This is a genomic window from Prochlorococcus marinus str. MIT 9401 (genome assembly GCF_000760095.1).
GTDB lineage: Bacteria > Cyanobacteriota > Cyanobacteriia > PCC-6307 > Cyanobiaceae > Prochlorococcus_A > Prochlorococcus_A marinus_I.
Genome location: NZ_JNAR01000012.1, coordinates 20,466 through 44,189 on the forward strand (window position 1 = coordinate 20,466; position 23,724 = coordinate 44,189).

The window sequence follows — 23,724 nt, forward strand, 5'->3', positions numbered from 1 at the left end:
TCTAAAAATTAAAGGCCATTATCTTCAATATTTTGTGCAATACTCCTAAGAAGTTCTACGATATCAGAATCTTCGCATTTGGTATCTTCTTTGAGCAGAATGCACTCGTCTCTAATACTTACATTAGTACTCCACCATATACCTGAACTATTGGTATCATCCCACTCAAATCTATTTGACATTACTTATTAATACTGATTTCGACCTCTTCATTGACTTTAGTTGAATCTTTTAATTCTTCTTTAGGTTCTTCTGGCCAGGCAACATCAAATCTTGCAATTTCTTCTGTAGCAAAACCTTCAGGATGACGAGTACAAATTTTCTTTCTCCTTACGAAAATATGATCAACTCTTTTTTCTTCATCTGGAGTAACTATCCTTTCTAGTTCTATTACTTCTGTAAAAGGAGTTGACTTTAGCTCTTTAGTAGGTTTTGGCATGTTCTTATCTGGTTAAATCTACCTTAAAGCTTAGATAACTAGACTGTGGATTTTTTAAATGGTTTTACCAAAATTATTACCTGAATATTTAATTATGAAGGATTTAATCATAGATGAATAATAAAATAATCAATTAAATTTATATCCCTAAATTTAATTCATATTGGATTTGTTTGTTGTGATTACTTTTTTTAGATCTTTTATTGATTACTGTTTTTTTCCTTGAGCCATGCTTTAAATATATTTTTTTTGATATATCCCAGTAGCCTTTTTTTTGTGTGATTTCTTGAATTTTTTCCCTAGCTTCTCTAGATGTTTTAGAAATATCAACTATTGGTTTAATGTATTCTAATTTTGAGTATTCTTCATTATTAAATTTGCTTAGTAACCAAGGCTCATGAATAAAAGTATCAGTTACTTTTTTTAATTCTGGGACCCATTTTTTTATAAATCTACCCTTGGGGTCGTGATCTTTTCCCTGCTTGATAGGATTGTAAATTCTATTGGTATTTATAGATGTTGTTCCAGACTGCATTTGACATTGATTCCAATGTATTCCAGGCTCATAATCTATAAACTTTTTTGCTAATTCTGATCCTGAATCTTGCCAAGGTAACCACAAATTATAACTTGCAAAAGACATGAGCATTGCGCGCATTCTAAAGTTAATCCATCCATTAAAGTTTAATGAACGCATACAAGCATCTATAAAAGGAAAACCAGTATTTCCTTGACTCCATAAAACAAGTAATTCAGTTTTACTAGTTCTAATATTTTGAAAATAAGGGTGGAAATCTTGGAATTCTAATTCTGGTTCGCTTTCAAGTTTCTGAATAAAATGACAATGCCAAGTTAATCTACTCTTCAACATTCTTGAATTATTATTTTTATGTAAATTTGCTTGATAAAAAATCTCTTTCAATGAAAGACATCCCCAACTAATATAAGGAGATAATCTTGAGCAGCTATCAAAAGATTTTTCTGGGCTTGAAATATCTTTTGAATATGAATTTAATTTTTCTTTAAAAAAATATCTCATCCTTTCAAGGCCTTTTTTTCTTCCTCCTTTTAATCTTCCTTTACATTCGTCTGTTTTAAAAGAAAATATTTTTTCGTCGGGTATTGCCCCAGCATCAAAATCTATTGGATTAATTTTTAATGGTCCTTTAATTAATCTCCTGGATGTATTTTTTGCCCATTTCTTTGACCAGTCATCCCTATTTATATTTCCTCTAAATACAGAAAACTGCAAATATTCTTTCCAAATTATTTTTTTATTTGAAGCCCATAATTTTACTTCTTGATCTCTTTTATAAGTAAGCCAATCTCCAGTTTCTTGATGGCTATATATACCCACTATATTAAAACTGGAACTAATTTCTTCAAAGATTTCAATTACATTTCCTGTTCTTATTACTAGTGGTTGACCTTTTTCTTTAAGTGAATTTCTTAAATCTAATACACTTTCCTTACAAAATTGCCATTGCCTTCTTGAATGAGTTTTTTGATTCCATAACTCAATTTCAAATATATATATTGGTATGATGTCATAATTTTTTAAAGATTCATAAAGTGCTTCATTATCATCTATTCTTAGATCCTTTTTGAACCATAAAATATTTATATCCTTCATTAACTTTTTGTTTAATACTAAAAAACAAAATTTTAATTTGTATATGAATTTATTAAATAACTAATTATTTTCAAATAATTTCAGAAAATCTTTATTTTTCATTTCAGAAAAACTTTTATCTTTAATTGAAATTATAACTTTTGAATAATATCTATATTTAGCTTGATAATTACACATTAATAAGATAATCCTCCAATTTTTTAAATAAAATCTTCTTATTAATTCATCAAACTTTTTTTTATCAGTTTTCTCTAGTTGCTTTTTATTAGATAAATATTTTTTTTCAATCCATTCAAATATATCTTTCATTTTTCCATTAATTTTTCCATTTTTTATCCATTTATTTATGTATAGTTCATCTCCCTCTTCTAATACAAAGCACTTTTCAGGCGCAGGAAGAGAATAATTGTGGAATTTTTCTACAAAATTGTCAATTAATTTCATTTAGTTCTTTATTAGTTTTTAGTTCACGAATAAACATAAATGCCCCAAATGAAAAAGCAAGCGAAATTATAAATGTTAGCGGGAAATAAATACCCCAAAAACGTAATTTTAGTCTCCTACCTTCAGCAGCATAAAAAACAAAAATAGCTATTAGAAGAACCGCTGTATCAGCGGATATAAATCCAGATGTAGGTGTTATCCATGCATCATCAAAAAAGGCGTTTCCTATATCTATCATGGAACCTTGAATGTTTCCATTTCTTACCAAATTAATAAACTGATTAATAAAATAAAATGGCCATATAATTCCTGCTAAAGCAGTAGTTCCGTAAATGGCAAGTCTGATCTTAGACCACATAGTTTTTAATATATATATAGCTAGGATTGACGTCATTTTGATGTATAAAATAATATCAATTTTTAAGAAAAATTTAATTAATACATATTTAGTAAAACTAATGCATTTATTTTGAAATATTTGATATTCATAAGAATTCAAAATAATGCATTATTTATGTGCAAATTTAATCTGTTGTTGATTATTATTATATGCTTTTGGGTTTAATTAATCACATCTTGATTTTTCCTAATCAGCTATAAATAATTAAAGATCAAATTACTATGACTCAATATCTTTATGTTGACTTTATTTTAAGTTTTCTTGGGGTTTGTTTATATATTTTAGGTTTAAAAAAAGTTTTATTTAATGACCCCAAAAAATTATCAGGATTAAAATAAATTGATAAAAAATAATGCCGCTTGATATTGGAATTTAATAAATTTCAATTCTTGAGGATTAATACCAGATAAAATTCCCTATGATTCTAAAGTTATTTTATTGTGAAGTAAAATGGGAAATTTTATGAAAAACTCTTTTAATTTGACTAATTTTAGAATAAATAATTTCTTAGGTATTAAATTTAAGAAAGGAAGATTTTTTAACTTTTCAAGAAATATCTATGTCAATTACAAAACAACTTTGGGAGGATAATTATGAGATTGCTTTACTAAGTTTAAATACAAAATTTGTTCAAGGTTTAAAGAATGGAAGTCTCCCTAAAAATATATTTCAAGAATATTTAGCTCAAGATTATTTCTTTTTAGAAACTTTTGCTAAAGCTTATGGTCTTGCTGTTTCCAAATCAAAAGATAAGTACTCAATAAGGAAGTTAAGTGAACTTTTAATGGGCGTTTCAGAGGAGTTAATACTTCATGAAAAGTATGCAAAAGAATGGGATATTGATTTGTCTAATAACTATATAAAAAAAGCCACTAAAAATTATACAGATTTTCTTGATGATACTTCCAAAAGACTTAGCTCCGTTGAAATAATGTTTGCAATGACTCCATGTATGCGACTTTATTCTTGGATAGGAAAAAGTTTGTATGAGGAGGATTTTGACATGAAATATAAAGAATGGATAATTACTTATTCTGATGAGAGCTTTGAAAAGCTAGTAGATTCACTTGAAAATCTTATTGAGACTAATAAAGAAACATATGATATTTATCAGGCCAAATATTTATACAGGAGAGCTATGGAATTGGAGTTAGATTTTTTTAATGAATATTCAGATTTCTGATTTAAATTAAAATTTACTTATAGTACTTTTAAAAACGGGTTAATAAATTATGTATTCTAAAATTGCACTTTCAATAGGCGGTAGTGACTCTGGGGGTGGAGCAGGCATACAGGCTGACTTGAGAACTTTCATGGCCCTTAAAGTACATGGATGTTCTGTTATTACATGTATTACCGCACAAAATAGTATAGAGGTTACATGCGTTCAACCAGTAGAGAAGAATACTTTATTAAATCAGTTAGATACTTTATTTGCTGATTTTGGAATTGATGCCTTAAAAACTGGAATGTTATTAAATGAAAGGATAATTAATGATACTGCTACAAAATTAAATACATACAAAATAACCAAAATTATTGACCCAGTAATGGTTACAAGAACTGGTTCTAAATTACTGGAAGATTCTGCTATTAATGCTTATAAAAAACTCTTATTACCAATTGCTGATTTGGTAACTCCAAATATTTATGAAGCAAATCTACTTTCTGGTTTAGAAATAGGGAGTAAAGAAGATATCGAAAATTCAGCAAGAAAAATTATTGGTCTTGGAGCTAAAGCGGTACTTGTAAAAGGTGGCGGTTTAAAAGATATGAAAGGGAAAGATTTTTTCCTTGACTTAAATGGTAGAAAAGAGTGGCTATTTAATAATTTTATAAATACTAAAAATACCCACGGTAGCGGCTGTACTTTGAGTGCTGCTATTTGTGGTTACAAGGCTTTAGGTTTTGATCTATTTGATTCCATACAAAAAGCGAAATTGTTTGTTGAGAAATCTTTAGACAATTCTTATAAAATAGGCTCTGGCCCTGGTCCCCTAGGCCATCATTAATTATTTATAGAAGTGGAGTTAGAACCACCATTTTCTGTAGGGCTTTTTTAAAAATAAGATTTCTTCACTCTCCCATCCTCCCTCCAACCACTCAAGATGCTCAAGTAATAAAGACTCACTTTCCCTTTTGCTTAGTTGCCCAATTCTACTAGCAATACCATCGAACCTTACTTTCATCAATTCCTCAATCTTGATGTTATTCATAGGTTAAATAATAAATTTTTTCTACTCTTACTTGTATACATTTTCTTGTCAACGATTTAATTTTATTTGTTTACTAGCAGTTTTTAAATATGTATTAAATACAACTTTTTAAAATAGATAGTAATTAAGACTTATTCACATAGATTTAATTAAAGACTAATTTATATAAAAATACTTTAACTATGAATAAAGAAGAAACATCAAATCAAAAAACTATTTTAAATGTAGGCTATTGTGAAACGACCTCTGAATGGCTCAATAGAATCATTACTGAACTGGCAGATGAAAATAAAAATTTCGTAGATTTGTCAGTTATTTGTGCTTAATTTTTAGAAAATATATTTTTATTTATTTTCAGGAAGCTTTTTACTATAAGAGAAATTTAAAAGATATTTTTGTGACGTGAATCCTCATAATAAAAAAATAGAAATAATTAAACAACTCAATTTATCTCCTCATCCTGAGGGTGGATGGTTTAGAGAGGTAGTAAGGAGTGGGAATTCTCTAATAAGGGAAGATGGCCAAAGTAGAAACTTTATTACGGGAATTTATTATCTTTTGGAGAGAGATGAGAAAAGTGCTTGGCACAGAGTAAAAAATGCTGATGAAATTTGGATTTATCTAAGGGGCGATCCTTTGAATTTATGGTGCCTAGATAATGATAATAAGTTAATAAGAAATTTAATTTTAGATTCCAATAATCCAGTAGAAATGATCCCATCTGGATATTGGCAAGCTGCAAAAAGTACAGGCGAATTTACTTTAGTGAGTTGTTGTGTTGGCCCGGGCTTTGATTTTAAGGATTTTGAATTACTCAGAAATACAAATCATACTTCTAGATTAGATAAAGCAATTAATGATCTTATTTGAGACATTTTTTTGTTTATATTTTTGAAATTATCCTTTAGATTTATAAGGTTACTCAATCTATATTTAATGAATCAAAATGCTGTCAAAATAATTGGTATTAATGATAAACCAAGAAAAAATGCATACTTAGTATATGTAAATCAGGCTGATGGATTAAAAGGCATTCTTAATAGGGATTTCGATGAATGGTCGAATTTTGATAGTTGGGAAAGTATATCTGTTCAGCAATGGATTTTTTCTAGAGCTTTGGAGGTTTTTAGAGGCAAGAAACTTGATATTAAATGCGACTGTTGTGAACATAATGATTTAATCTCAAATGATTTTGAGAGTATTAAAAAAGAAAAATGTTTTGGTAAAAAAAGTGCTTACATGATTGAAAAAGTTGTAGATGAAATTGTATTAGCTAAGGCAAGAAGAGAAAGTGATGGAACATATTCTGCGTAAGATTCATCAATATTTATGGATTGAAAAATCTTTTACTTACCAGTGAAAATTATCAGAAGACCCAATTGTTTAGTTTTTACTGGACATCTTATGGAACTTAAAGTGTACCGAATCACTAAACTCCTTTTCATCTAAGTAATTCATAAGATCTAATGGGTCGATATTTTCATCGAACCATGCATCATATTCAATATGGTTTGGTTCAGCAAAATAGCTCATATCCAATTAATAGCTTTCAAAAAACATATAAACGGTACATGCGATACCAAATAAAGATTTTTTTTTATGAATACATATTTATAAATACTGAAAAATCAAAATTTAAAGATAAATTCTATACTTTTTAAATTGTGGTTCTTAAATTGAGATTACTAATATGATTTTTTTATGGCCTACTATCATGTACATGGAATTATTCCAGACGGAATTTCTCAGTCCGAAGGTTACAAGATGTTTGAGCAATATATTGCTTCAGGCGCACCTATGGATAATTTTGATGGATTTGAATTGGTAAGTAGATTCCATGCTCCTGAAACAGGAGAGGTTTTTGTTACTTTTAAGGCTGATAATCACTTAGCCATATCTCAACATTTTGGAGTGTGGAGAGCAAAATTTGGACTTGATTGGAATATCACTGCTGTTTTAAATGATGATGAGGTGATCCAAAGAAATAAACAAGTTGCAGATGCTGTTACCGCAATGGGATAATTAGATTCATTGACATTGGATTTAGAATAAGGAGCAAATAGCTCCTTTTATAATGCCTGTTGAAGCTACTGTTTTTACATTCAAAATAAAAGTCCCTTTTGCAGAATGGGCTGCAGTTTATGACAGCGAAGAAAATATACAAATGAATAAAGACCGTGAAATTTTTTGCTTATACAAAGGTGTAAAGAAAGATGATCCAACCAATGTAATCCTCATTCAAAAGGGTGAAGAAAGTAAATCAATCTTTATGCTTGAAGATCCAACGTTGAAAACATATATTGAGAGTGCAGATCATATTTATGATTCAACTGTTATTTCCAGTTACTTTTAAGTGATAATCTTATTTCTTAAACTGTTTTATTAATGACTAAATCCCATTGGTTAATTAATTCAAACAGAACAGAAGTAAAAAGATTTATAAAAAATGAGAAGAGTATTGATGGAGTCTTCGAGTATATGTTTGTAGATACTGGAAAAATAATTGGAGTATTTGGAAAAGAGCCACCGATAATGACAACCACAGTTTCTGTAGATATAGATTTAGCCCGAGAAATTTATAAAAGATTACTTTCTCACGGATGGAAGACAATTGAAGAAGTTTGGATAAAAAAAGATAGCTAGTCTTTATATAGGCCTAAAACCATTTAAAGGAAGTGCTCTAATTACTCTTTAATTCACTTTTAAGTTTTTTTAGAAATTCCAATTTATTTGTAATTGATAGGAATCTAATTTTTTTGAATCTCCTCGTTCATTTTTGTATGAAAGTACAGCTCCAAATTTGTTTTTCCTATTCATCTGTAATCCAATAGTGTTGCTGAGGAAATTATCAGATGAGTTTAAAATTGAAAATCTGTAATTCGTGGTGCTGTCATCTAGATAATTTAAATTTACAATCGAGTCATCTGTGAAGTTAAAGTTGTATTCAATTTTTGCGAAAGGTTTTATTTTCCATTCCTTAACCACAAAATCGCTAAATAAATCTGATCCAAATGTCAAAGTTTTATAATTGATTGTCTGTTTTTTGAAAGTTAGAGCAAGATGACTGCCTGATTCTGAGAACGGTTCTAACGATATATATGAAGCTTTAATTTGTGCGAAAGGGCTAAAAGTAATATTTTTTCTGGATATTGGTTCAGGCTTAATAGAGAATGATCCAAAGAGAAGATTGGCATCTCTTTGGCCTTTGTGGGCAATTGAGTTTTCGAATCTAGTTGTAGAGAAATCCATTTTTCCAATTCCTAATTGAAAATCTGTATGTAAAAAGCCTTTAAACTTTTGAGAGGAATAAATTGAAAGACTATAGTTTTCTGAATTTAAATTGCTTCCATTTGAGCCAATTTTTATGTAGTCAGTACCATAAGTAAAAGAGAAACCTATCAGAGTATTATTTTTTAACTTTTTGTCCGCACCAAAAGTTAAATTTAGGGCATCTGATTTCTGATTTGACGATGTCGTATTTTTTTTAGTGTTACCAACAACTATTTCTCCATCAGTCCACAAAAACCAGTTTCCTAGTAATTGCCCACCTTTTGGATTTAATTCAGGATCAAATGTTTTTTCTCGTAATTCAGCAAACGCAATGTTTACTGAGTTATCTTTGAGGTCATTGAAAACTTCTTCAGATTCGTTCTTCATCCTTTTATCAGTCCAGTTTGCTCTGGCCCAATTTTCAAAATCTTTACTTTCTATATCTTTAAACTTTTTCCCCGATCCATTAAAAACCCTCTCTAATATTGGATTTGAGAAAGATAAATTAATGCCTTGATATGATTTTTTATTAGATCTTTTATTCCTCGCAAGCCAATCAAGCCTTCTATTCACAGAATCTAACCCCGCCTTACTGAATCGTATTGATGCATCTGTCCAAGCTTCTGCCAGCCCTATAACATCAGGTTTTAAAGTTGGATCACCCTTTGAATCTATAGGAATATGATTATTTATTACACCATTTGATGAGGTAGATGAAACGCCTGTAAAAGTAAAGTTAAAATTCAAATAATATGTTGTGAGTTCTCCGGAATCTGGAGCGTCTTCCTGTATTTGAATGTTTTGAGCTCCACCGCCAAGATCGGGAGTGAAAAAACCACTTTCCGAGATAATCTTTGTGCTTTCAAACCCATATCCTTTAGGCGGATCTACAGTAATTGAGTAATTACCACTTTGTGCAACATCCCCTTTTAGGACAAAATTATATTTGCCATCTGCACCCGTTTCTTGGACATTATTTCCTCCACTGTCATCCAGCCAGTCGTTATTTACAAGACTCCCCTCATAAAGTAATTTAACAGTTACTCCAGCTACCGGTTGTCTTGTAGATGATTCGTATATCACCCCAGCAGGGTCAATTAAAAGGCCATCTAAATCAAGAAATTCTTCACATGAAGAACTGATCTGGATATTTTTGATAAATCTTCCTGATGAAACTGGTCCATCTGTTAAATCAACTTTCCCTTTCCCTCTCTTCCCTTCTGATTTAACGAATTCTACTTTAAAAGTCCCAGCGCTACTAGGAAAAAAACTATAGTTGCCCACACTATTTGTTGTAGTAGAGTTGATTAGAGAATTGTCTTTATAAAGTTTTACAGTTGAACCGTTAACAGGATTACCGTTTTTATATCTAACAACTCCCGATATTGATCCGCAGGAAAAACTTTTGGTAGTGAAATTATAAATATCCTTTGACTTAATTCCAGCAAAAGAGTTAGGCGAAGCAGCTTCATCCACTACTGCTCCTTCATCAATTAAAATATAGTATTGAGTCCCATCATTTATTAAAACTGATCCGTCAGAATCTCTTAATGAAATTGACATTTCATTTCCAGATAAAGAGATATCAGTTTTGTTGCTTATATTGAATGATCTTATTAATGCATCAGTTGAATAGTTGTATAGAGAAATATTTCCTGAACCACGAACAATGTTTTCACTGAAAATTATTTCAACTGTTGGATCAGATGAAGAAACATCAGTAGCATTATTCTCTGGAGATTGGGAAGTTATAACTGGTGCAACTGAGTCATTACTGAAAGTTGAAAAATTCAGTTCAGTTTTATCTGTAATCCCTCTATAACTAATGCCATCTGAAGATTCAATTATTTTTGGATCGATAAGTAGATAATAATCTGTGTTTGCAGTAAGTTCTGTAGGTAAAGTAATCACTTTGCCTGAAATATTTAATGAATCATTGCTGTAATATTCGACTAAAGTCGCATCAGATCTATAAAGAGAAATATTTCCACTTGTTTTTGATGCTTTTATATCTTTGTCAAAGGTCAATGTGAGATTCAGGCTTGTATCAACACCAAAAGAATTATCTGATGGATTTGAGGAAATTAAATTTATGCCACTCGGACATCCATTAAATCCCCAGCATGGTTTCTTATTAATAGATAATTTTGGAGCGAATAAAATTGGCGTCTGAGGATAGTGTTCAACATTCCAGGAAGTTAAATTCTGATTGAATGCGGTTGAATTTTTAAAGGTCCTTGTAAAATTTGTGACCTCTGCCACATCCCAATTACTTAAATCTTTATTGAATGCTATCGCTCCATCAAAAGTTCTCCTTAATGACCTTAAACTTTCAGTGTTCCAGCTTGAGATGTTTCCATTAAACTCTTTTGCTCCGGCAAATGTTCTGTGCATGCTCACAACTTTCGATACATCCCAGCTATTTAAATCACTATTGAATTTAATAGCCTTTAAAAAAGTTCTGTCTAATCTTGTTACATTACTTACATCCCAGCTGTTAAGATTTTGATTAAATTTTGCTGCTCCCCTGAAGGTGCTGTTAAGTCTGGTAACCTTGGAAATATTCCAACTACTAATATCTTGATTAAATACCAAGCTATCTTGGAACATTCCATTGATATTAGTGACATTATTTAATTCCCAGCTTGAAATATCTTGGTTAAAACTGGATGCGTTCATAAACATCCTACTCATTGTTGTAGCTTTACTGGTATTCCAATAACCTATATCTGCATTAAAGTTGGTTTGATTCTTAAATAGGTTTGAAAAATTCTTGATTTGACCGGTGAATATTTTATTGCCCGAGTTTCCAAAATTGTAGGTAATCTCATCTCTGGTTATTTGAAAATCTGATCCAATAGCACCATTTGCTATACCTTCGTCAAGTAAATCTCTATCAACGATAAGCATGTTCGCGCAAACTGTTCCGGATGCACCAACTGTGCCTACATATTGCTTTGAGTAGCAATTTGAATCATCAGCTTTAGATGAATTGAAGGGATAAAATAATGAGATTAAGAATAGATATCTATATATATTTTGCTTTTTCACCTTTTATTATAATTATTGATTAAATTTTTACATCTAGAAAATCTTTTCTATATTAACAATCAATTTTCTGAAATCCATGATTAATATCTGTTTTGATTCTTAAAGCTTGATTTTTTTATTATTAGTTGTTTATTTTAAAAAATTTTGTCAAATTAAATTATTTCTATAAGTATTTTTTAGCCAATACATAATACAAAAATACTTCTTGCAGAATTTTATTTTATTTGGCATTAATCATCTCATTTATAAAAGCCTTTATTAAATGAATAAGAGTAATAAAATCTGGGTGCCTCTTTGATTGGTTTTTGGTATGAATAATCCCAGATGTTTTATAAAAGTATTCCATAGCTTTCACAAAAGTATCTTTTGGATAATCAGTTAAATCTACTCTTGTTTAATTTTTTATCTTTCTTTGAGTAAGTTCGTATCATCAGAAACTCTATGGCTATTTCTTTACTACATACTCCAAAATCGATATATACAACTGGCTTGATTGATAATCTATTTGAGTTAAGAGGAAAGTAATGATCCTCTTTTTTTATGGATAGATATTTAAAAAGTTCAGAAGCATCAAAGTTACTAGGAATCTCATCATCATCACTTTGGGAATTAAAGAGCACAAAAGTATTAGAAGCTGGTAAGCATTGGATATACGTTACAGGTAAACCCAGAAGCAATGTTTTATTTAATATCGATAAAATAAGGCAATGGCAGATAGATATGACTAAATATATAGAAAGTCCTGAAAGAGATATAGAGGCAGAAACGCAGATATCAAATTTTGAAGATTGACAAAAGATCTAAAATAGAAGGCAATCAAATCATCTCTTTTATGAAACTTGAATCGATTTCAGTTGCGGGCAAAGATGCTAATCAATCAGGCGTGGGAAAAAAGTTTTTAATAATCTCCATTTCTCTTACATTACTCTTCAATCTTTCAATTGCAATTTGGTTTTTTATGAATGATATGGGCAGATTTCTAGTCAAATGAAATCCTTATTTATTTCAGTAATAGTTTTTATAGGAATTATTTATGGCTGCGGATTATTTTGGTTGGTTTGGCATCACTAAATGAATCTATGCCGACTTACTCCCAGTCAAAACTTTAAAAAAAGGATTCCTTTGTTTTTGAAAATTGTTTTAAAATAAAATTCTATAATTTCATCATAATTTTGTATCCCTTTTTAGCTGAGATAAGCCACCCTATACAATGCTTTTTAATTTCAGAAGAAGTGCCAAATATTTCGATAATTTTAAAAGAACGCAGATCAAATGCATTAAAAGGATCAATCTCATCTATGAGCAATCTTAAGGGTAATTTTTATACTCATAGACCAATTAAAGATAAGCCCACAAGCTGGAGCTTTGAAAACGGAGTGACCAAATTAAATGGTGAGGCAATACTTCTTAAAGATGGGAAAATATGGCATCCATATCAAACAAAAATTAAATCACATGAAGTGAACATGGTTTTATTTTCAGGTTTATCCTCAAAATTATCAAGAATTACTGATAACACAGATTTACTGAAGGCTGCCTCTGGTTTTTTCAGAATTGGGAGTGGGTGTTATGGAGGAAGGATAAATAAAGTCTAGCTTTTCTCAACTTTTGGAATTTTTTATTGAAACAAATGCATTGATTACTTTGAAGGATATAAAATTTATCTTTTAGAAGTTCATATTTTATTCCTATCTTGAAAATAAATCTTATTAGTTATTTTAAATTTTTAGATAAAAAATGTTTGAAGCTCTTGCTTACCTGTTGATTGGGAAGAAACAATATTTTCAACGAGAAAATTAAAAATGGAATCATCCAAAGAGATAATTTTTATTGCTTTAGGAATGCTTATTGTAATATTTGCAGGAACCTTAGCATTAAGACTTGGGATTAGCTTAAGAGAATAAATTTTGATTAATTTCAAATCATTATTTCCGCTAGTTATAGGATTTTCATTTTGGATATATGGAAACATCCTATTAGTAAAGAAACTACAAAATAAAATGCCTGAAATCAACAAATCAAAAAAAACAATTGAGAAATCTATGGCTCAAGATTTAAAAGATAAAAATAAAAATAAAAATGAGAAAAAAGATTTGATCAATGTAGTCAAAGATAAGGAGAGTTTTCACTTGAATTCTCTTATCACAAAAAACATCTCACTTTTCACAAATAATCCGAACTATAAAATGTTAGCTTGGCTCATTGTCCAGCTAACCATTTTTTCCTTATTTGTCCTTTCAGTAAATATATTTAAGAATAATCTTATACCTTATTTTAATACTTGAAATTTAAATGAATTGAATAGAGAAATGAATTTATTTGATTTTTTTAAGAACTTGGAAAAAAAGGACTGATGTTTATTGCTCTAAGTCTATTTTTTTTAAATCGATCAATTTTTTCTGGAAATAATGATCTATAAAACTGTGCTTTTTAAAACCTCATTTTATTGATCGTCCGCGGAAATAAAAATATCTATGTAGTATTAACAAGTCTTAACAATTTCTTAATATTTGATGGTAATAGCAATGACGAAGGGTTACAGCGAGCAGACCGCTGGGGCCAAACTTTGCATTGATCTGGCAAGTGACTGGGCAGGTGAATGCATCGCAGATTTAAAGATTGAAGATAATTTATTCCTCATGGATTATGGCGCGGCCGATGGTGGAACGGCTTCTGAATTCTGGGGAAAGATAATAAAGGATATTCAAGAAAGAAAGACAACTTCTCAGATCTCGCTCATCGGAAATGATCTTTATTCAAATGATAATCAGGCTCTTATAAACAATCTCTCACTCCATTCTTCTGGTCAAGAATCAATCTCTACCCTTATATGTGCAGGTAGTTTTTATGATCAGCTTGTCCCTAATAGTTTCATTGATTTCGGTTTCTCTGCCACGGCAATGCACTGGCTTAATAAGAAGGTGGAAACTCTTGTGGATCATACCCATGTACTTGCTTCAGACAACAAGAGAGCAAGAAAAGATTTTCTTGAACAGGCATTGTTTGACTGGAATCAGATTCTTGAAATGAGGAGCAGAGAGCTTAAAGTCGGAGGTAAATTACTTACTGTAAATTTATCTAGAGACTACGAAGATAGATATCTCGGAAATAACGGAGGAAAAACTATAAATGTTCATGATCAGATTCATTCAATCTGGAAGGAATTGCGCGATGAACATCTTATTACCGAAATTGAATATAGAAATGGCACAATTCAGAATTTCTATAAGTCTCCTGAAGAATTTACATCACCTTTAACCAATGAAGATTCTGCTGCTTATAAAAATGGATTGAGGCTTTTAAAGGAACGAACAGTTTATGTGGACTGTCCTTACAAGGAAAAGTGGAGAGAAACTCAAAATACTGAGGAATTTTCCATTGGCTTGATGGAGACCATTCGTAGTTGGAGTAAACACAGTTTCGTCGCCGCTTTGGATGAGAATAATTCGAGAAATGTTAATCCCGCCGATATCCTTTTTGATCGATTAACCAGCAGAATAAAATCTGATCCTGAAAACTGGAGTCTTGATTACGTAGAGCATCACCTGATGATGGAGAAAGTTTGATGGTTAATTTACAGACTCAATTAAAAAGTGAAGTAGGCGTACTTGCTGAATACATAAGTGATGAATTATCAGTTTTCATAGTTGCTGAAAATAAATCTGACGATCACCCTGCAAATGGAGGTTTAAGGCTTCTTAATTATGAAACTGATATGGAATGTCTTCAGGATGGGTTCAGACTCGCGAATCTTATGAAGAGTAAACATGATCTATATTCCACTGGTTTTTCTGGCGGGAAAGTTGTTGCGAGATCTTCAGATATTTCATCAGTGAAAGAAAAACTTATCTCAGTAACATCTGAACTTCTAGAAAATCTTGATGGAAGAATGATAACCGGATGTGACTTGAATACTGATGTGAATGATATGAAAAAATTATATAAATTGACTCCTCATGTCCTTGCAGCTGTTAATAGTAATGTTGATGCAAGTACTGCCACTGCGATGGGAGTTATAGGAGCCTTCGAAGCTTTTGAGAAATGTATTCAGTGCGATCTTTCAAATGGTGTTCTGGTTCATGGATGCGGTTCGGTTGGCAGTATAATCGCTTATGAATTAATTAAAAGAGATATAAAAACTTATGTTGTTGATATTGATTTAGAAAAAACTGATATTGAGGGCGCTATTTCCCTTGGAAATGACGAAAATTGGTACAGGAAGGATTTTGATGTGATTCTCCCCTGCTCAATCTCGGGATTAATAAATAAAAATATTTCTCAGTTTCTTTTAAATTCTAAAGCTATTATTTCAGCTGCAAATGCTCCTTTTGAAAATGATAAGATTCCTCAAAAGTTGAGAGATTCGAATGTTGTTATAGTACCTGATCCTCTTGTTAATGCAGGAGCTGTAATAGCTGATTCAATTGAAAGATATGCACCGGTTAAATGGTCTAAAACATCACCTGAAAAGGTGTATGATTTTGTAAAGAATGAAGTAAAGAAAAAATGTATTTCATACCTAGCTCTTGAGCAGAGTGGATTAGCTTCTCAGGAAATTTTAGAATTAATAAAAAATGAAAAGCAGGAAATCATAGGAGAGTTATTTTAAATTAATGAATAATATTAATATCCCTGAACATGTTGATGTGGCCATTATCGGCGGAGGTATGGCAGGCCTAAGTGCAGCAGCATCATTAAGTCAAATGGGAGTAAAAAATGTAGCTGTTTTTGAATCTGAAAAACTTGCTCATTGCGATGGGAGTAGTTTTGGAGAGTCCAGAATGTATAGAGAAATGTATTCTGATCCTGTGCTATGCAAACTTGCTAAAGAATCAAATAAATTATGGGCTGAGCAGGAATCAGTATCAAAATATTCTCTCAGAAAAGAACATGGATTATTGTTTTATGGTGAATCATGGGATGAAGAAACCATAGAAGGTTCTATACCTGGTGCTCAGAAAGTTATGGATGAGCAAAATATACCTTATGAGTTTTTAACATCTGAAAAGATTTCTGAAAGATTTCCTATAAAACCTAAAGACCATTTTGTAGGACTTTTTGAACCAAGTGCAGGAGCAATATTAAGTAATAAAGCGATTGAAAATTGGATTCAAATCATTAGAAATAATGGTAATAAGATTTACGAAGGTTGCAGAATTAAAAGAATAGACGACAAAAATAATTCTCTTGAAATAATAGGAAATCAACCTGTAATTTTTGATCAATTAATAGTTGCATCTGGAATGTGGACTAATGAATTATTGGAACCAATAGGTTTAAGACAAGAGTTAAAAATTTGGCCGATGCTCTGGGCTCATTATCTAGTTGATGAGGATTTCATAAATAGTTATCCGCAATGGTTCTGCTTCCAGAAATCAAGAGGAGATGATGGTGGTTTGTATTATGGTTTCCCCGTCTTAAGTCGAAATAAAAATAATGTTCCCAGAATAAAAGTTGGAATTGATTGGACACCCCCAGAATTAATTGGTGGTGATGAGGATGCTATGAAAAGACCTTTTATGGAACCTCTAATAAAAATGCTTGATGATTTTATGATAAATAATTTTGATGGTGTAATAAGTTGTGATGAAACTTTTGTCAGTCCATATACGATGACAAATGATGTTAATTTTATTCTCGATAAACCTAAGTCAAATATCACCGTTTTTTCAGGTGGATCTGGTCAGTCATTTAAATTTGCACCACTAATTGGTAAATGTCTTGCGGAAAAAGCATTAAATAAAAAATGTAGTTTTGATATAAGCTGCTGGGAATTTGATAGATTTCTTACTACAAAATAATGACCTTTTTGGATAATTATTAATTACATTATTTTCTTCGATAGTGAAATGAATTTATTTGATTATTTTTTCAGAAATTGGAATAAAAGAGAAGATGTTATTTCCGAAGATAATCTTGAAAACTCCAATGATCTCTGGGCCGATTCTGTAACAACAGGTTGGGAATATACTTGCAATTTATTATTGACAACTCCAAGAATTTGTATAGAAAAAGATGGTTTTATTACAAAAGATACATCAGTAAAACCAGAGTTAATAGGTGAACCAAATAATCTTGGAAAAGATGGAGACCCATCTGGAAATTTTGGATATTGGATAAGGAGGCATGGACATGAAGAGGAATTTGAAGAATTGGCAAATATTTCTCAAAATATGATTTATGCAAGACCATCTGATATTGGAAGAATCCCACCCAAATCAAAATTAGAAGATGATTTTAAAAGCTTTTTAATTGATTTTAGAATAATTGTTGAATCAAATATTTCTATAGAAAAAAAATTGTTTATGATAAATGATGAACTAAGTATTAAATCAGAAGCTTATAAAGACATTTATAAAAAGTTAGTTTTAGAGAAAAGATTTCCTGATTCTTTCTTTAGAGATATTTTATGTGAAATAAATGGAGTTTCTAAAAATACTGCTTCAATATTATGGGAATCTGGATACCATACTAAAGAACAAGTTCTTAATGCACCTTATAGTGAATTAATACAGATTAAGGGACTTGGAAAAAGTTTGATTTCAAAAATTAAAAATTAAAATAATGAATACATGCAACTCTGCAAATTCAAAATCACTGGGAAAACTTCTGAAAATATATGACTTAACGCCAAAAAACAAACAAAAAGTAATAATTTCTGCTCAAAGAAAAACAGCAACTTGGTCAGGTCTTCATAGACTTGCAAGAAAGCTAGAATTCATACAATCAGCAAAAGATCAGAAAGATTAAATTAATGGAAGAACAAAAAGAAAAGCTAGAAAGGATTTATCAAAAATTAAATGAAGAAGAAGATACTGTTTTAAAAAAATGGTATGAATCAATAATTCCTAAAATAATATTATTATTTCCCTCAATAGCCTTTGCCTTAACTTTCTTAAAAGTAAATACCGATAAATCAATTTTAGATTTAATTATTTTTATCGCGGTTGGAGGCTTATTAGTTACAGGCGGTATTTTTTTAAATTACTTTTTGTCAAAGGGTAAATAAAGTTTTTTTTGATAGTGAATATTATCTGAGGGCTAAAAATTATCAAGATTTCTACCTTCATTTGTTGATTTAAGATACTTTCTTTCAATTAGATTTCTGATAATTCCCAAACCGAATATCAATATCACGCTTACGATAAATATAATTAAATATTCTCGTTGAAGTGATGGGACTTCTCCATCAATAATTTTTCTAATATTAAAATTCTGATTTTGTAATTCTCTAAATCCATTTCCAGTGGCAACAAATGGTAAATCTGAAAGAAGAGCACTAACAAATAAAGCTAACAGAAATTTTCTAAACCTTAATTTAGTCAGCCCAACACCATAACTTACAAAATCAAACCAACCCGTCATTAAAAAACCAGTTAAAAGAAATAAGTTTTTCTCAAGATATTTTTTAGATAGATTTTCAAATTTATCTAAATATTTTTTCGACATAATTCGTTGAAGTATTTTCCTCCCAAATTTTCTTGATAAAGAAAAACTAATTGAACATGCCACTAAATCTGCAATAAAACTTAGAAGTAATCCATTTATCAATCCAAAAAGATATCCAGAAATTAATAAGCAATAAGTTCCCGGTAATATAGGAATAACAATGCTTGTAAATCTTAAAAGTAAAATTAATAAAATTCCCCAGTTTCCTGATAAAGCTTCAACCACAAAAATCAATCTATATTTGAATAGGATATTAGATGAAAATGTTTTTAGTTGAATAAGAAATCAAAAGTTAATACAAAAAGTAAAGTAGCTCTATTTCCAATTTATTTGTTTCCACCATTCACTTACTTTGGAAGATGTGCAATACCAGTTTTTCCCAAAAATACCCCCATGTACTGTTTCAGGAAGAATTATTTTCTGTGATCCTTCTAAAAGAGATGATGATAAAGGAACTAGTCCGTCCCCTTTAGCATTTTTATCTCCGGAAATTGATTTATAAGATCCTATCGCAATAATTTTAGTGATCAGTGATGTTTGTTTAGATTTAATTTCAACTTCACCACCAACAGAAACGTAATTTATTTTTTTAAAAAAATTACCTGGATATTTTTCATCTACAAATTTTCTTAATGCAGTCGCTTTTACTGCCTGATGCGGGCTGCCTAATGTAATTAAATTTTTGGTATGAGATTTACCATTAAATATCTCATTATTAAAAGGTTCATCGGATAGATAAAGTCTCAACATTACCCCACCGGAACTATGACCAATAAAATCTATTTTTCTAGATTTATTTTCTTTCAGTGCAAGATTAACTGTATCTCTAACTTTATTTAAAATATCTACCCAGCCTTTTTCAGAATTACTTTTAAACCAATCTTTTCTAGTAACATTTACCACATATACTTTTCTTTTGAAAACATTTTCAATAATGTTTTTAGCTTCATCATAAGCTTCTTTGGTAATGAGAAAACCACCAAGAATAATTATTGGATTATTAATCTTTTTTATTAGTGTCTATAAAAAATATACTCTCGCTTAAATGATTAGCAGAAAAATATTTAGATTAAAACATTTTTAATAAGAAATCTAAATATCCTTTTCCCAAAAAAGATAAAGATTTGAAAATTGATTCTTAGTATCTACAACTGCTGTGCTTGTTGAAATTAACTTCCAGCCTGCTTCATTTCTTATTTTCATTATTGAGGCTATTTCATTTTCTTGTCTTTTAGTATTTGTATTTCCTACTGCGTAATAAATATCAATATCATTTTGAGAGTTTGCCATTTTAGATTTTTTTCAAGTTCTTTATAAAGTTAATATTAGGCAATCTTTCTTCAATCCCCAAATTTTTTAGATAGGGTGATGTAAATATTTTTGTTATGATTTTACCTTCTCCTCAAATCGCTATTAGTTTATTGCTTATAAGTATTGGAATTGTAGTTTCTTTTGATATTAGATTTGATCCTTTAAAAAATAAAAAGTAAATAATTAAGAATTTGATTTATATTTACTCAGAAATTTGATATAGAAATATGTTCTTTTTACTATTGCTTTCAATTTTTACTTTTATATCAGCTCTAGGCACCTTCATTATTGAGAGATACAGCTTTATTAATGCTCCTTTTCTTCAAAATATTAATTCTGAAAAACCTATAGAAACAAGTCTTACAATAATTATCCCTGCTTATAATGAGGAATTAAATATAGCTAAGTGCTTAAAATCATTAAGTGAAATTAAAAGACCCAGCGTCAATTTTAAAATATTAGTAGTAGATGATTTAAGTACTGACAAAACCTTTTTAGAAGCAAAAAACTTAAAAGAAAATATATTTAAAAATTCAAAAGAATTGGAGATCATTTCATCAGGGAAAAGACCTGAAGATAAAAATTGGGTTGGTAAAAATTGGCCTTGTTATGTAGGTTCTAAAAAGATAAATTCTGAATGGATACTTTTTATTGATGCAGATATAATTTTAGGAAAAAATTGTATTTATAATGCTCTATTTAAGGCACGCGAAGATAATATTGATTTATTATCTCTCGCTCCTAAAGTAAATTGCAATTGCTTGGCAGAGTGGATGGTACAACCTATTATGACTAGCTTATTAATGATAGGTTTCCCCATTTCTGATACTAACGATAGTAGAAATAATACATCATTTGCAGCTGGCCCTTTTATGCTTTTTAAGAAAGAATCCTATGAATTGATTGGAGGACATGAAGCCACTTTTGATGAGGTAGTTGAAGATATAGCTCTGGCCAAAAAGATCAAAAATAGAAATTTAAAATTAAATTTTTTAATAGCTATTAAAGATATTTCACTAAATATGTATCAAGATTTCAATTCCCTAATTGAGGGATGGAGTAAAAACTGGTTTTTAGGTTTAGAGAAAGATCTCTTCAGATCAATTTCAGGATCAATATTTGTATTTTTAAATTTTAGTCTTCCTTGGTTATTATTTTTTATCTCTTTAATTATTTTGTTTAATAATTATTCTTTAAATATTTTATGCACAACTTTATTCACTTTTCTGGCCTTATGTACTTATCTTTTTAAAAGAATTTGGTTAAAAGTGAAATATGAAATCCCATCAAAATATTGGTATTTGAATGGCATAGGAGGGATAATTGTATTTTATATTAGCCTGCTTTCGATTTATAAAACATATACCGGAAATGGATGGACTTGGAAGGGAAGAAATTTATCTAAAGGTTAATTACTTTTTTAATTAAATTGCTTTTAATAAGAGAAATAAAATCAGAAAAACCTCTCATAAGTCAATATCAAAATATCACAGGATTTTGATATCTTTGAGACCTCTTTTTTAAATTTTATTTATTAGATTATTTAAAACTTATAAGACATTGGAAATTACTCTAGTAGGAATTGGTTTATTAATTGGATTTGTCCTCAGTTGGATTATGGGACTTTCTGGCGGGGATGTTTTTATATGGATTTTTTGTTTATATTTTGGATTACAAGTTGGGCAATTAATTTTTTCAGAAGATAGTAACGATGATGATGATGATTTTGGTGGAGGTATTTTAACGCCAGCTTTTCAAGGTAATTAATTTAGAACTATTCCAAGATCAACTCACTTTTGTATATTCCTGCTTTTGAAATTTTGATAATATTTTTTAATCAAAATAATCTTTTGATAAGGAAGATTCTTCTTAAAGGAGTAAATTTTTATCTTAATAAGGATATTTTGTTACATCAAAAAAGTTTTAATTAATTTAGGATTTTGAAAATTTTATATTTATGAGTCAGTATGAATAAGCACAATAATAAAGCATTATCAATCTGTAAATATGTATTGGATTCTATGATTTATAGACAGAAGTCACTTGGGGAAGAAGAAAATTTAAAAAACAAATTAGCATTAATTGAGGAGTATAGAGAATGGATAACTGAGGGGATTTTTGAAAGTAATTCCCTTTATATAATTGATAAAGATAATTGATATTTACAAATCAAATCATGAATAAGCCTAAATCTAAATTAATTAAAGCTTAATAATTATCAATTATTTATTCTCTAAAAAGAAAAAATAATTAAGCAAAAAAATAACTTTTATAAGCTAATTAGTTTAGAACTAAACCACCATCAACTACTAAATTTTGACCAGTGACCGCCCTCGACCAAGGGGAAGCAAAAAATAATACAGCATCTGAAAAGTCCTCTGTAGTTGTAACTTTTCTTAAGGGTGTAATGCTGGAAATATATTCAAAAACACTATCTGGAGTACCTTTGCTAGCATCAGTGACCTTTAATAAACCTCCTGAAACCATATTTACTGTGATATTAAATTGCCCTAGATCTATTGCTGCAGTTCTTGTAAGTGATAATAACCCGCCTTTGGCTGCGGTGTAATCATGGTACGGAATCACTGGATTTTGAAATAAATTAGTTCCAATAGATATAACTCTTCCAAAAGAATTATTTTTCATATTTGGTGTAAAAATATTCAGCAGATTTAGAAATCCTTTTTGAGTAGTTTCAATCTGATTTTGGAAATCTTGCCACTCTATAGTGTCTATTTTTTTTCTTTGATCACCATTGAAAATAAAATCATTTATTGCGTTGTGGATTATCGTATCCACTCTGATATTTTGACTTGCCAATTCTTCGTGCATTTTAGATACTTGATCTTTTTCTCTGATATCGCCTTTTACTAAAATTGAATTCTCTCCTAACGAATCAGATAAATTTTTTGCACTTTCATATGAATTTCTATAGTTGATAATTACTTTTGCACCCTCTCTATGAAATGATCTAGCGATTTCGGAACCTAATCCTCTCCCTGCACCTGTTACTAAAACTGTCTGTTTCTCTAATGGTAAATTCATGAATTTTTTATGAGAATTAATGCCCTAAATTAAAATTTTATTCTAGATGAAAAAATACAATTGTTAAATGTAAAATTTTTTACTATCCATTTTTTTGCCTATGCACTTACTGTAATGAGATAATTTTATTGATTGACAGTCGATCTAAACTGAGAGGGATAATACCCTCTTTTTTATGTCACCTAATAAAGGACCAAAGGTCATCAAATACTGTGTAATAACATCTACAACTGCGATAGTTCTCATTTTTATCTCCTTGATACCTATCTCAAAAAAGGCATTTTACTGGAATCAATGTTTTAAAAAAACTTTTAAATGGATTGATAAATATGAGATGGAACTAAAAAATTGGGATAAAGCATCAAAAGAAAGTATTGCAGTAGCAGTTTGCAATGGTGCTGTGTACGAACCTGAACTTAAAACAAAGTAATTTGATTGACAGTCGATCTAACATAGAGGGATAAAT

The 23,724-nt window shown here is 29.9% G+C and carries 34 protein-coding genes; 22 read left to right on the forward strand and 12 right to left on the reverse strand.

Annotation, left to right across the window (positions count from 1 at the left end):
- Positions 1-8: 8 nt before the first annotated feature.
- The 5 genes from EV01_RS09740 to EV01_RS04660 all read right to left on the reverse strand — a co-directional run bounded on the left by EV01_RS09740 (position 9) and on the right by EV01_RS04660 (position 2,910).
- Positions 9-182, reverse strand: coding sequence for a hypothetical protein (locus EV01_RS09740; protein ID WP_193741401.1), 174 nt, complete (start codon positions 180-182; stop codon positions 9-11).
- Positions 182-439, reverse strand: coding sequence for a hypothetical protein (locus tag EV01_RS04675; protein WP_032517472.1), 258 nt, complete (start codon positions 437-439; stop codon positions 182-184). Before EV01_RS04675 ends, EV01_RS09740 begins: the two co-directional genes overlap by 1 nt.
- 139 nt (positions 440-578) lie before the next feature.
- The gene (locus EV01_RS04670) at positions 579-2,072 is read right to left on the reverse strand and encodes an FAD-binding domain-containing protein (protein WP_032517473.1); all 1,494 of its coding nucleotides are present in this window, start codon (positions 2,070-2,072) and stop codon (positions 579-581) included.
- Between the two features lie 60 nt (positions 2,073-2,132).
- Positions 2,133-2,516, reverse strand: coding sequence for a hypothetical protein (locus tag EV01_RS04665; protein WP_032517475.1), 384 nt, complete (start codon positions 2,514-2,516; stop codon positions 2,133-2,135).
- Positions 2,503-2,910, reverse strand: coding sequence for a DUF2834 domain-containing protein (locus tag EV01_RS04660; protein WP_241433446.1), 408 nt, complete (start codon positions 2,908-2,910; stop codon positions 2,503-2,505). The genes EV01_RS04665 and EV01_RS04660 overlap by 14 nt, the downstream gene beginning before the upstream one ends.
- Before the next feature lie 565 nt (positions 2,911-3,475).
- Between EV01_RS04660 and EV01_RS04655 the strand changes: the two genes are divergently transcribed.
- On the forward strand, positions 3,476-4,099 hold the full coding sequence (locus EV01_RS04655; RefSeq protein ID WP_032517476.1) for a TenA family protein: 624 nt from the start codon (positions 3,476-3,478) through the stop codon (positions 4,097-4,099).
- Positions 4,100-4,148: 49 nt separating this feature from the next.
- Complete coding sequence (gene thiD, locus EV01_RS04650) at positions 4,149-4,928, forward strand: bifunctional hydroxymethylpyrimidine kinase/phosphomethylpyrimidine kinase (protein ID WP_032517477.1); 780 nt, start codon at positions 4,149-4,151, stop codon at positions 4,926-4,928.
- Positions 4,929-4,946: 18 nt separating this feature from the next.
- On the opposite strand, the gene EV01_RS09500 is transcribed toward thiD, so the two are convergent.
- Positions 4,947-5,132 carry a hypothetical protein gene (locus tag EV01_RS09500; RefSeq protein WP_152556193.1) on the reverse strand — a complete coding sequence of 62 codons (186 nt, stop codon included), beginning with the start codon at positions 5,130-5,132 and terminating at the stop codon, positions 4,947-4,949.
- Positions 5,133-5,314: 182 nt separating this feature from the next.
- Between EV01_RS09500 and EV01_RS09745 the strand changes: the two genes are divergently transcribed.
- The 3 genes from EV01_RS09745 to EV01_RS04640 all read left to right on the forward strand — a co-directional run bounded on the left by EV01_RS09745 (position 5,315) and on the right by EV01_RS04640 (position 6,446).
- A complete protein-coding gene (locus EV01_RS09745) occupies positions 5,315-5,458 on the forward strand; it encodes a hypothetical protein (protein ID WP_179850525.1) in 144 nt (47 codons plus the stop codon).
- 76 nt (positions 5,459-5,534) lie between these two features.
- A complete protein-coding gene (locus EV01_RS04645) occupies positions 5,535-6,002 on the forward strand; it encodes a cupin domain-containing protein (RefSeq protein WP_032517478.1) in 468 nt (155 codons plus the stop codon).
- A 66-nt stretch (positions 6,003-6,068) separates the two neighbouring features.
- Positions 6,069-6,446, forward strand: a complete 378-nt coding sequence (locus EV01_RS04640) for a hypothetical protein (protein WP_032517479.1) — start codon at positions 6,069-6,071, stop codon at positions 6,444-6,446.
- 69 nt (positions 6,447-6,515) lie between these two features.
- Here EV01_RS04640 and EV01_RS09750 read toward each other — a convergent pair whose 3' ends face one another.
- Complete coding sequence (locus EV01_RS09750) at positions 6,516-6,665, reverse strand: hypothetical protein (RefSeq protein WP_193741400.1); 150 nt, start codon at positions 6,663-6,665, stop codon at positions 6,516-6,518.
- 168 nt (positions 6,666-6,833) lie between these two features.
- On the opposite strand from EV01_RS09750, the gene EV01_RS04635 reads away from it, so the two are divergent.
- The 3 genes from EV01_RS04635 to EV01_RS04625 are packed head-to-tail and all read left to right on the forward strand — an operon-like array spanning position 6,834 to position 7,775.
- Positions 6,834-7,154 (forward strand): DUF3303 domain-containing protein, encoded by a 321-nt coding sequence (locus EV01_RS04635; RefSeq protein WP_032517480.1) that lies wholly within the window; start codon positions 6,834-6,836, stop codon positions 7,152-7,154.
- A gap of 52 nt (positions 7,155-7,206) precedes the next feature.
- Positions 7,207-7,485: a DUF3764 family protein gene (locus EV01_RS04630; RefSeq protein ID WP_032517481.1), complete on the forward strand. Its 279-nt coding sequence runs from the start codon at positions 7,207-7,209 to the stop codon at positions 7,483-7,485.
- A 32-nt stretch (positions 7,486-7,517) separates the two neighbouring features.
- Positions 7,518-7,775 (forward strand): DUF1651 domain-containing protein, encoded by a 258-nt coding sequence (locus tag EV01_RS04625; RefSeq protein WP_032517482.1) that lies wholly within the window; start codon positions 7,518-7,520, stop codon positions 7,773-7,775.
- A 69-nt stretch (positions 7,776-7,844) separates the two neighbouring features.
- On the opposite strand, the gene EV01_RS04620 is transcribed toward EV01_RS04625, so the two are convergent.
- Positions 7,845-11,453, reverse strand: a complete 3,609-nt coding sequence (locus EV01_RS04620; protein WP_032517483.1) for a BspA family leucine-rich repeat surface protein — start codon at positions 11,451-11,453, stop codon at positions 7,845-7,847.
- A gap of 540 nt (positions 11,454-11,993) precedes the next feature.
- Between EV01_RS04620 and EV01_RS04615 the strand changes: the two genes are divergently transcribed.
- From EV01_RS04615 to EV01_RS04575, 10 genes are all read left to right on the forward strand, one after another.
- Positions 11,994-12,245: a hypothetical protein gene (locus EV01_RS04615; RefSeq protein WP_032517484.1), complete on the forward strand. Its 252-nt coding sequence runs from the start codon at positions 11,994-11,996 to the stop codon at positions 12,243-12,245.
- Positions 12,235-12,444, forward strand: coding sequence for a hypothetical protein (locus EV01_RS0108890; protein ID WP_032517485.1), 210 nt, complete (start codon positions 12,235-12,237; stop codon positions 12,442-12,444). The genes EV01_RS04615 and EV01_RS0108890 overlap by 11 nt, the downstream gene beginning before the upstream one ends.
- 181 nt (positions 12,445-12,625) lie before the next feature.
- Positions 12,626-13,048, forward strand: a complete 423-nt coding sequence (locus EV01_RS0108895) for a hypothetical protein (RefSeq protein WP_241433447.1) — start codon at positions 12,626-12,628, stop codon at positions 13,046-13,048.
- Between the two features lie 312 nt (positions 13,049-13,360).
- On the forward strand, positions 13,361-13,738 hold the full coding sequence (locus EV01_RS09975) for a hypothetical protein (protein WP_241433448.1): 378 nt from the start codon (positions 13,361-13,363) through the stop codon (positions 13,736-13,738).
- 228 nt (positions 13,739-13,966) lie between these two features.
- Positions 13,967-15,019 (forward strand): SAM-dependent methyltransferase, encoded by a 1,053-nt coding sequence (locus EV01_RS04600; RefSeq protein ID WP_032517488.1) that lies wholly within the window; start codon positions 13,967-13,969, stop codon positions 15,017-15,019.
- The gene (locus EV01_RS04595; protein ID WP_032517491.1) at positions 15,019-16,062 is read left to right on the forward strand and encodes a glutamate dehydrogenase; all 1,044 of its coding nucleotides are present in this window, start codon (positions 15,019-15,021) and stop codon (positions 16,060-16,062) included. Before EV01_RS04600 ends, EV01_RS04595 begins: the two co-directional genes overlap by 1 nt.
- 4 nt (positions 16,063-16,066) lie before the next feature.
- Positions 16,067-17,254: an FAD-dependent oxidoreductase gene (locus EV01_RS04590; RefSeq protein ID WP_032517493.1), complete on the forward strand. Its 1,188-nt coding sequence runs from the start codon at positions 16,067-16,069 to the stop codon at positions 17,252-17,254.
- Between the two features lie 48 nt (positions 17,255-17,302).
- Positions 17,303-18,013, forward strand: a complete 711-nt coding sequence (locus EV01_RS04585; RefSeq protein WP_032517494.1) for a helix-hairpin-helix domain-containing protein — start codon at positions 17,303-17,305, stop codon at positions 18,011-18,013.
- 4 nt (positions 18,014-18,017) lie between these two features.
- Positions 18,018-18,203, forward strand: coding sequence for a hypothetical protein (locus EV01_RS04580; RefSeq protein ID WP_032517495.1), 186 nt, complete (start codon positions 18,018-18,020; stop codon positions 18,201-18,203).
- Between the two features lie 4 nt (positions 18,204-18,207).
- Entirely contained in the window at positions 18,208-18,462 is a 255-nt protein-coding gene (locus EV01_RS04575; RefSeq protein WP_032517496.1) for a hypothetical protein, read from the forward strand.
- Between the two features lie 32 nt (positions 18,463-18,494).
- Here EV01_RS04575 and EV01_RS04570 read toward each other — a convergent pair whose 3' ends face one another.
- From EV01_RS04570 to EV01_RS04560, 3 genes are all read right to left on the reverse strand, one after another.
- On the reverse strand, positions 18,495-19,127 hold the full coding sequence (locus tag EV01_RS04570) for a TVP38/TMEM64 family protein (RefSeq protein ID WP_032517497.1): 633 nt from the start codon (positions 19,125-19,127) through the stop codon (positions 18,495-18,497).
- A 90-nt stretch (positions 19,128-19,217) separates the two neighbouring features.
- Entirely contained in the window at positions 19,218-19,916 is a 699-nt protein-coding gene (locus EV01_RS04565) for an esterase/lipase family protein (protein WP_193741464.1), read from the reverse strand.
- Between the two features lie 78 nt (positions 19,917-19,994).
- Complete coding sequence (locus tag EV01_RS04560) at positions 19,995-20,192, reverse strand: hypothetical protein (protein ID WP_032517499.1); 198 nt, start codon at positions 20,190-20,192, stop codon at positions 19,995-19,997.
- Between the two features lie 248 nt (positions 20,193-20,440).
- Between EV01_RS04560 and EV01_RS04555 the strand changes: the two genes are divergently transcribed.
- The 3 genes from EV01_RS04555 to EV01_RS04545 all read left to right on the forward strand — a co-directional run bounded on the left by EV01_RS04555 (position 20,441) and on the right by EV01_RS04545 (position 22,372).
- Positions 20,441-21,625 (forward strand): glycosyltransferase, encoded by a 1,185-nt coding sequence (locus EV01_RS04555; RefSeq protein ID WP_032517500.1) that lies wholly within the window; start codon positions 20,441-20,443, stop codon positions 21,623-21,625.
- A gap of 148 nt (positions 21,626-21,773) precedes the next feature.
- Positions 21,774-21,980 carry a hypothetical protein gene (locus EV01_RS04550; protein ID WP_032517501.1) on the forward strand — a complete coding sequence of 69 codons (207 nt, stop codon included), beginning with the start codon at positions 21,774-21,776 and terminating at the stop codon, positions 21,978-21,980.
- A 200-nt stretch (positions 21,981-22,180) separates the two neighbouring features.
- Positions 22,181-22,372 carry a hypothetical protein gene (locus EV01_RS04545; RefSeq protein WP_032517502.1) on the forward strand — a complete coding sequence of 64 codons (192 nt, stop codon included), beginning with the start codon at positions 22,181-22,183 and terminating at the stop codon, positions 22,370-22,372.
- Between the two features lie 121 nt (positions 22,373-22,493).
- Here EV01_RS04545 and EV01_RS04540 read toward each other — a convergent pair whose 3' ends face one another.
- Complete coding sequence (locus EV01_RS04540; protein ID WP_032517503.1) at positions 22,494-23,258, reverse strand: 3-oxoacyl-ACP reductase; 765 nt, start codon at positions 23,256-23,258, stop codon at positions 22,494-22,496.
- Positions 23,259-23,433: 175 nt separating this feature from the next.
- On the opposite strand from EV01_RS04540, the gene EV01_RS04535 reads away from it, so the two are divergent.
- Positions 23,434-23,688: a hypothetical protein gene (locus EV01_RS04535; RefSeq protein WP_025967683.1), complete on the forward strand. Its 255-nt coding sequence runs from the start codon at positions 23,434-23,436 to the stop codon at positions 23,686-23,688.
- Positions 23,689-23,724 lie beyond the last annotated feature (36 nt).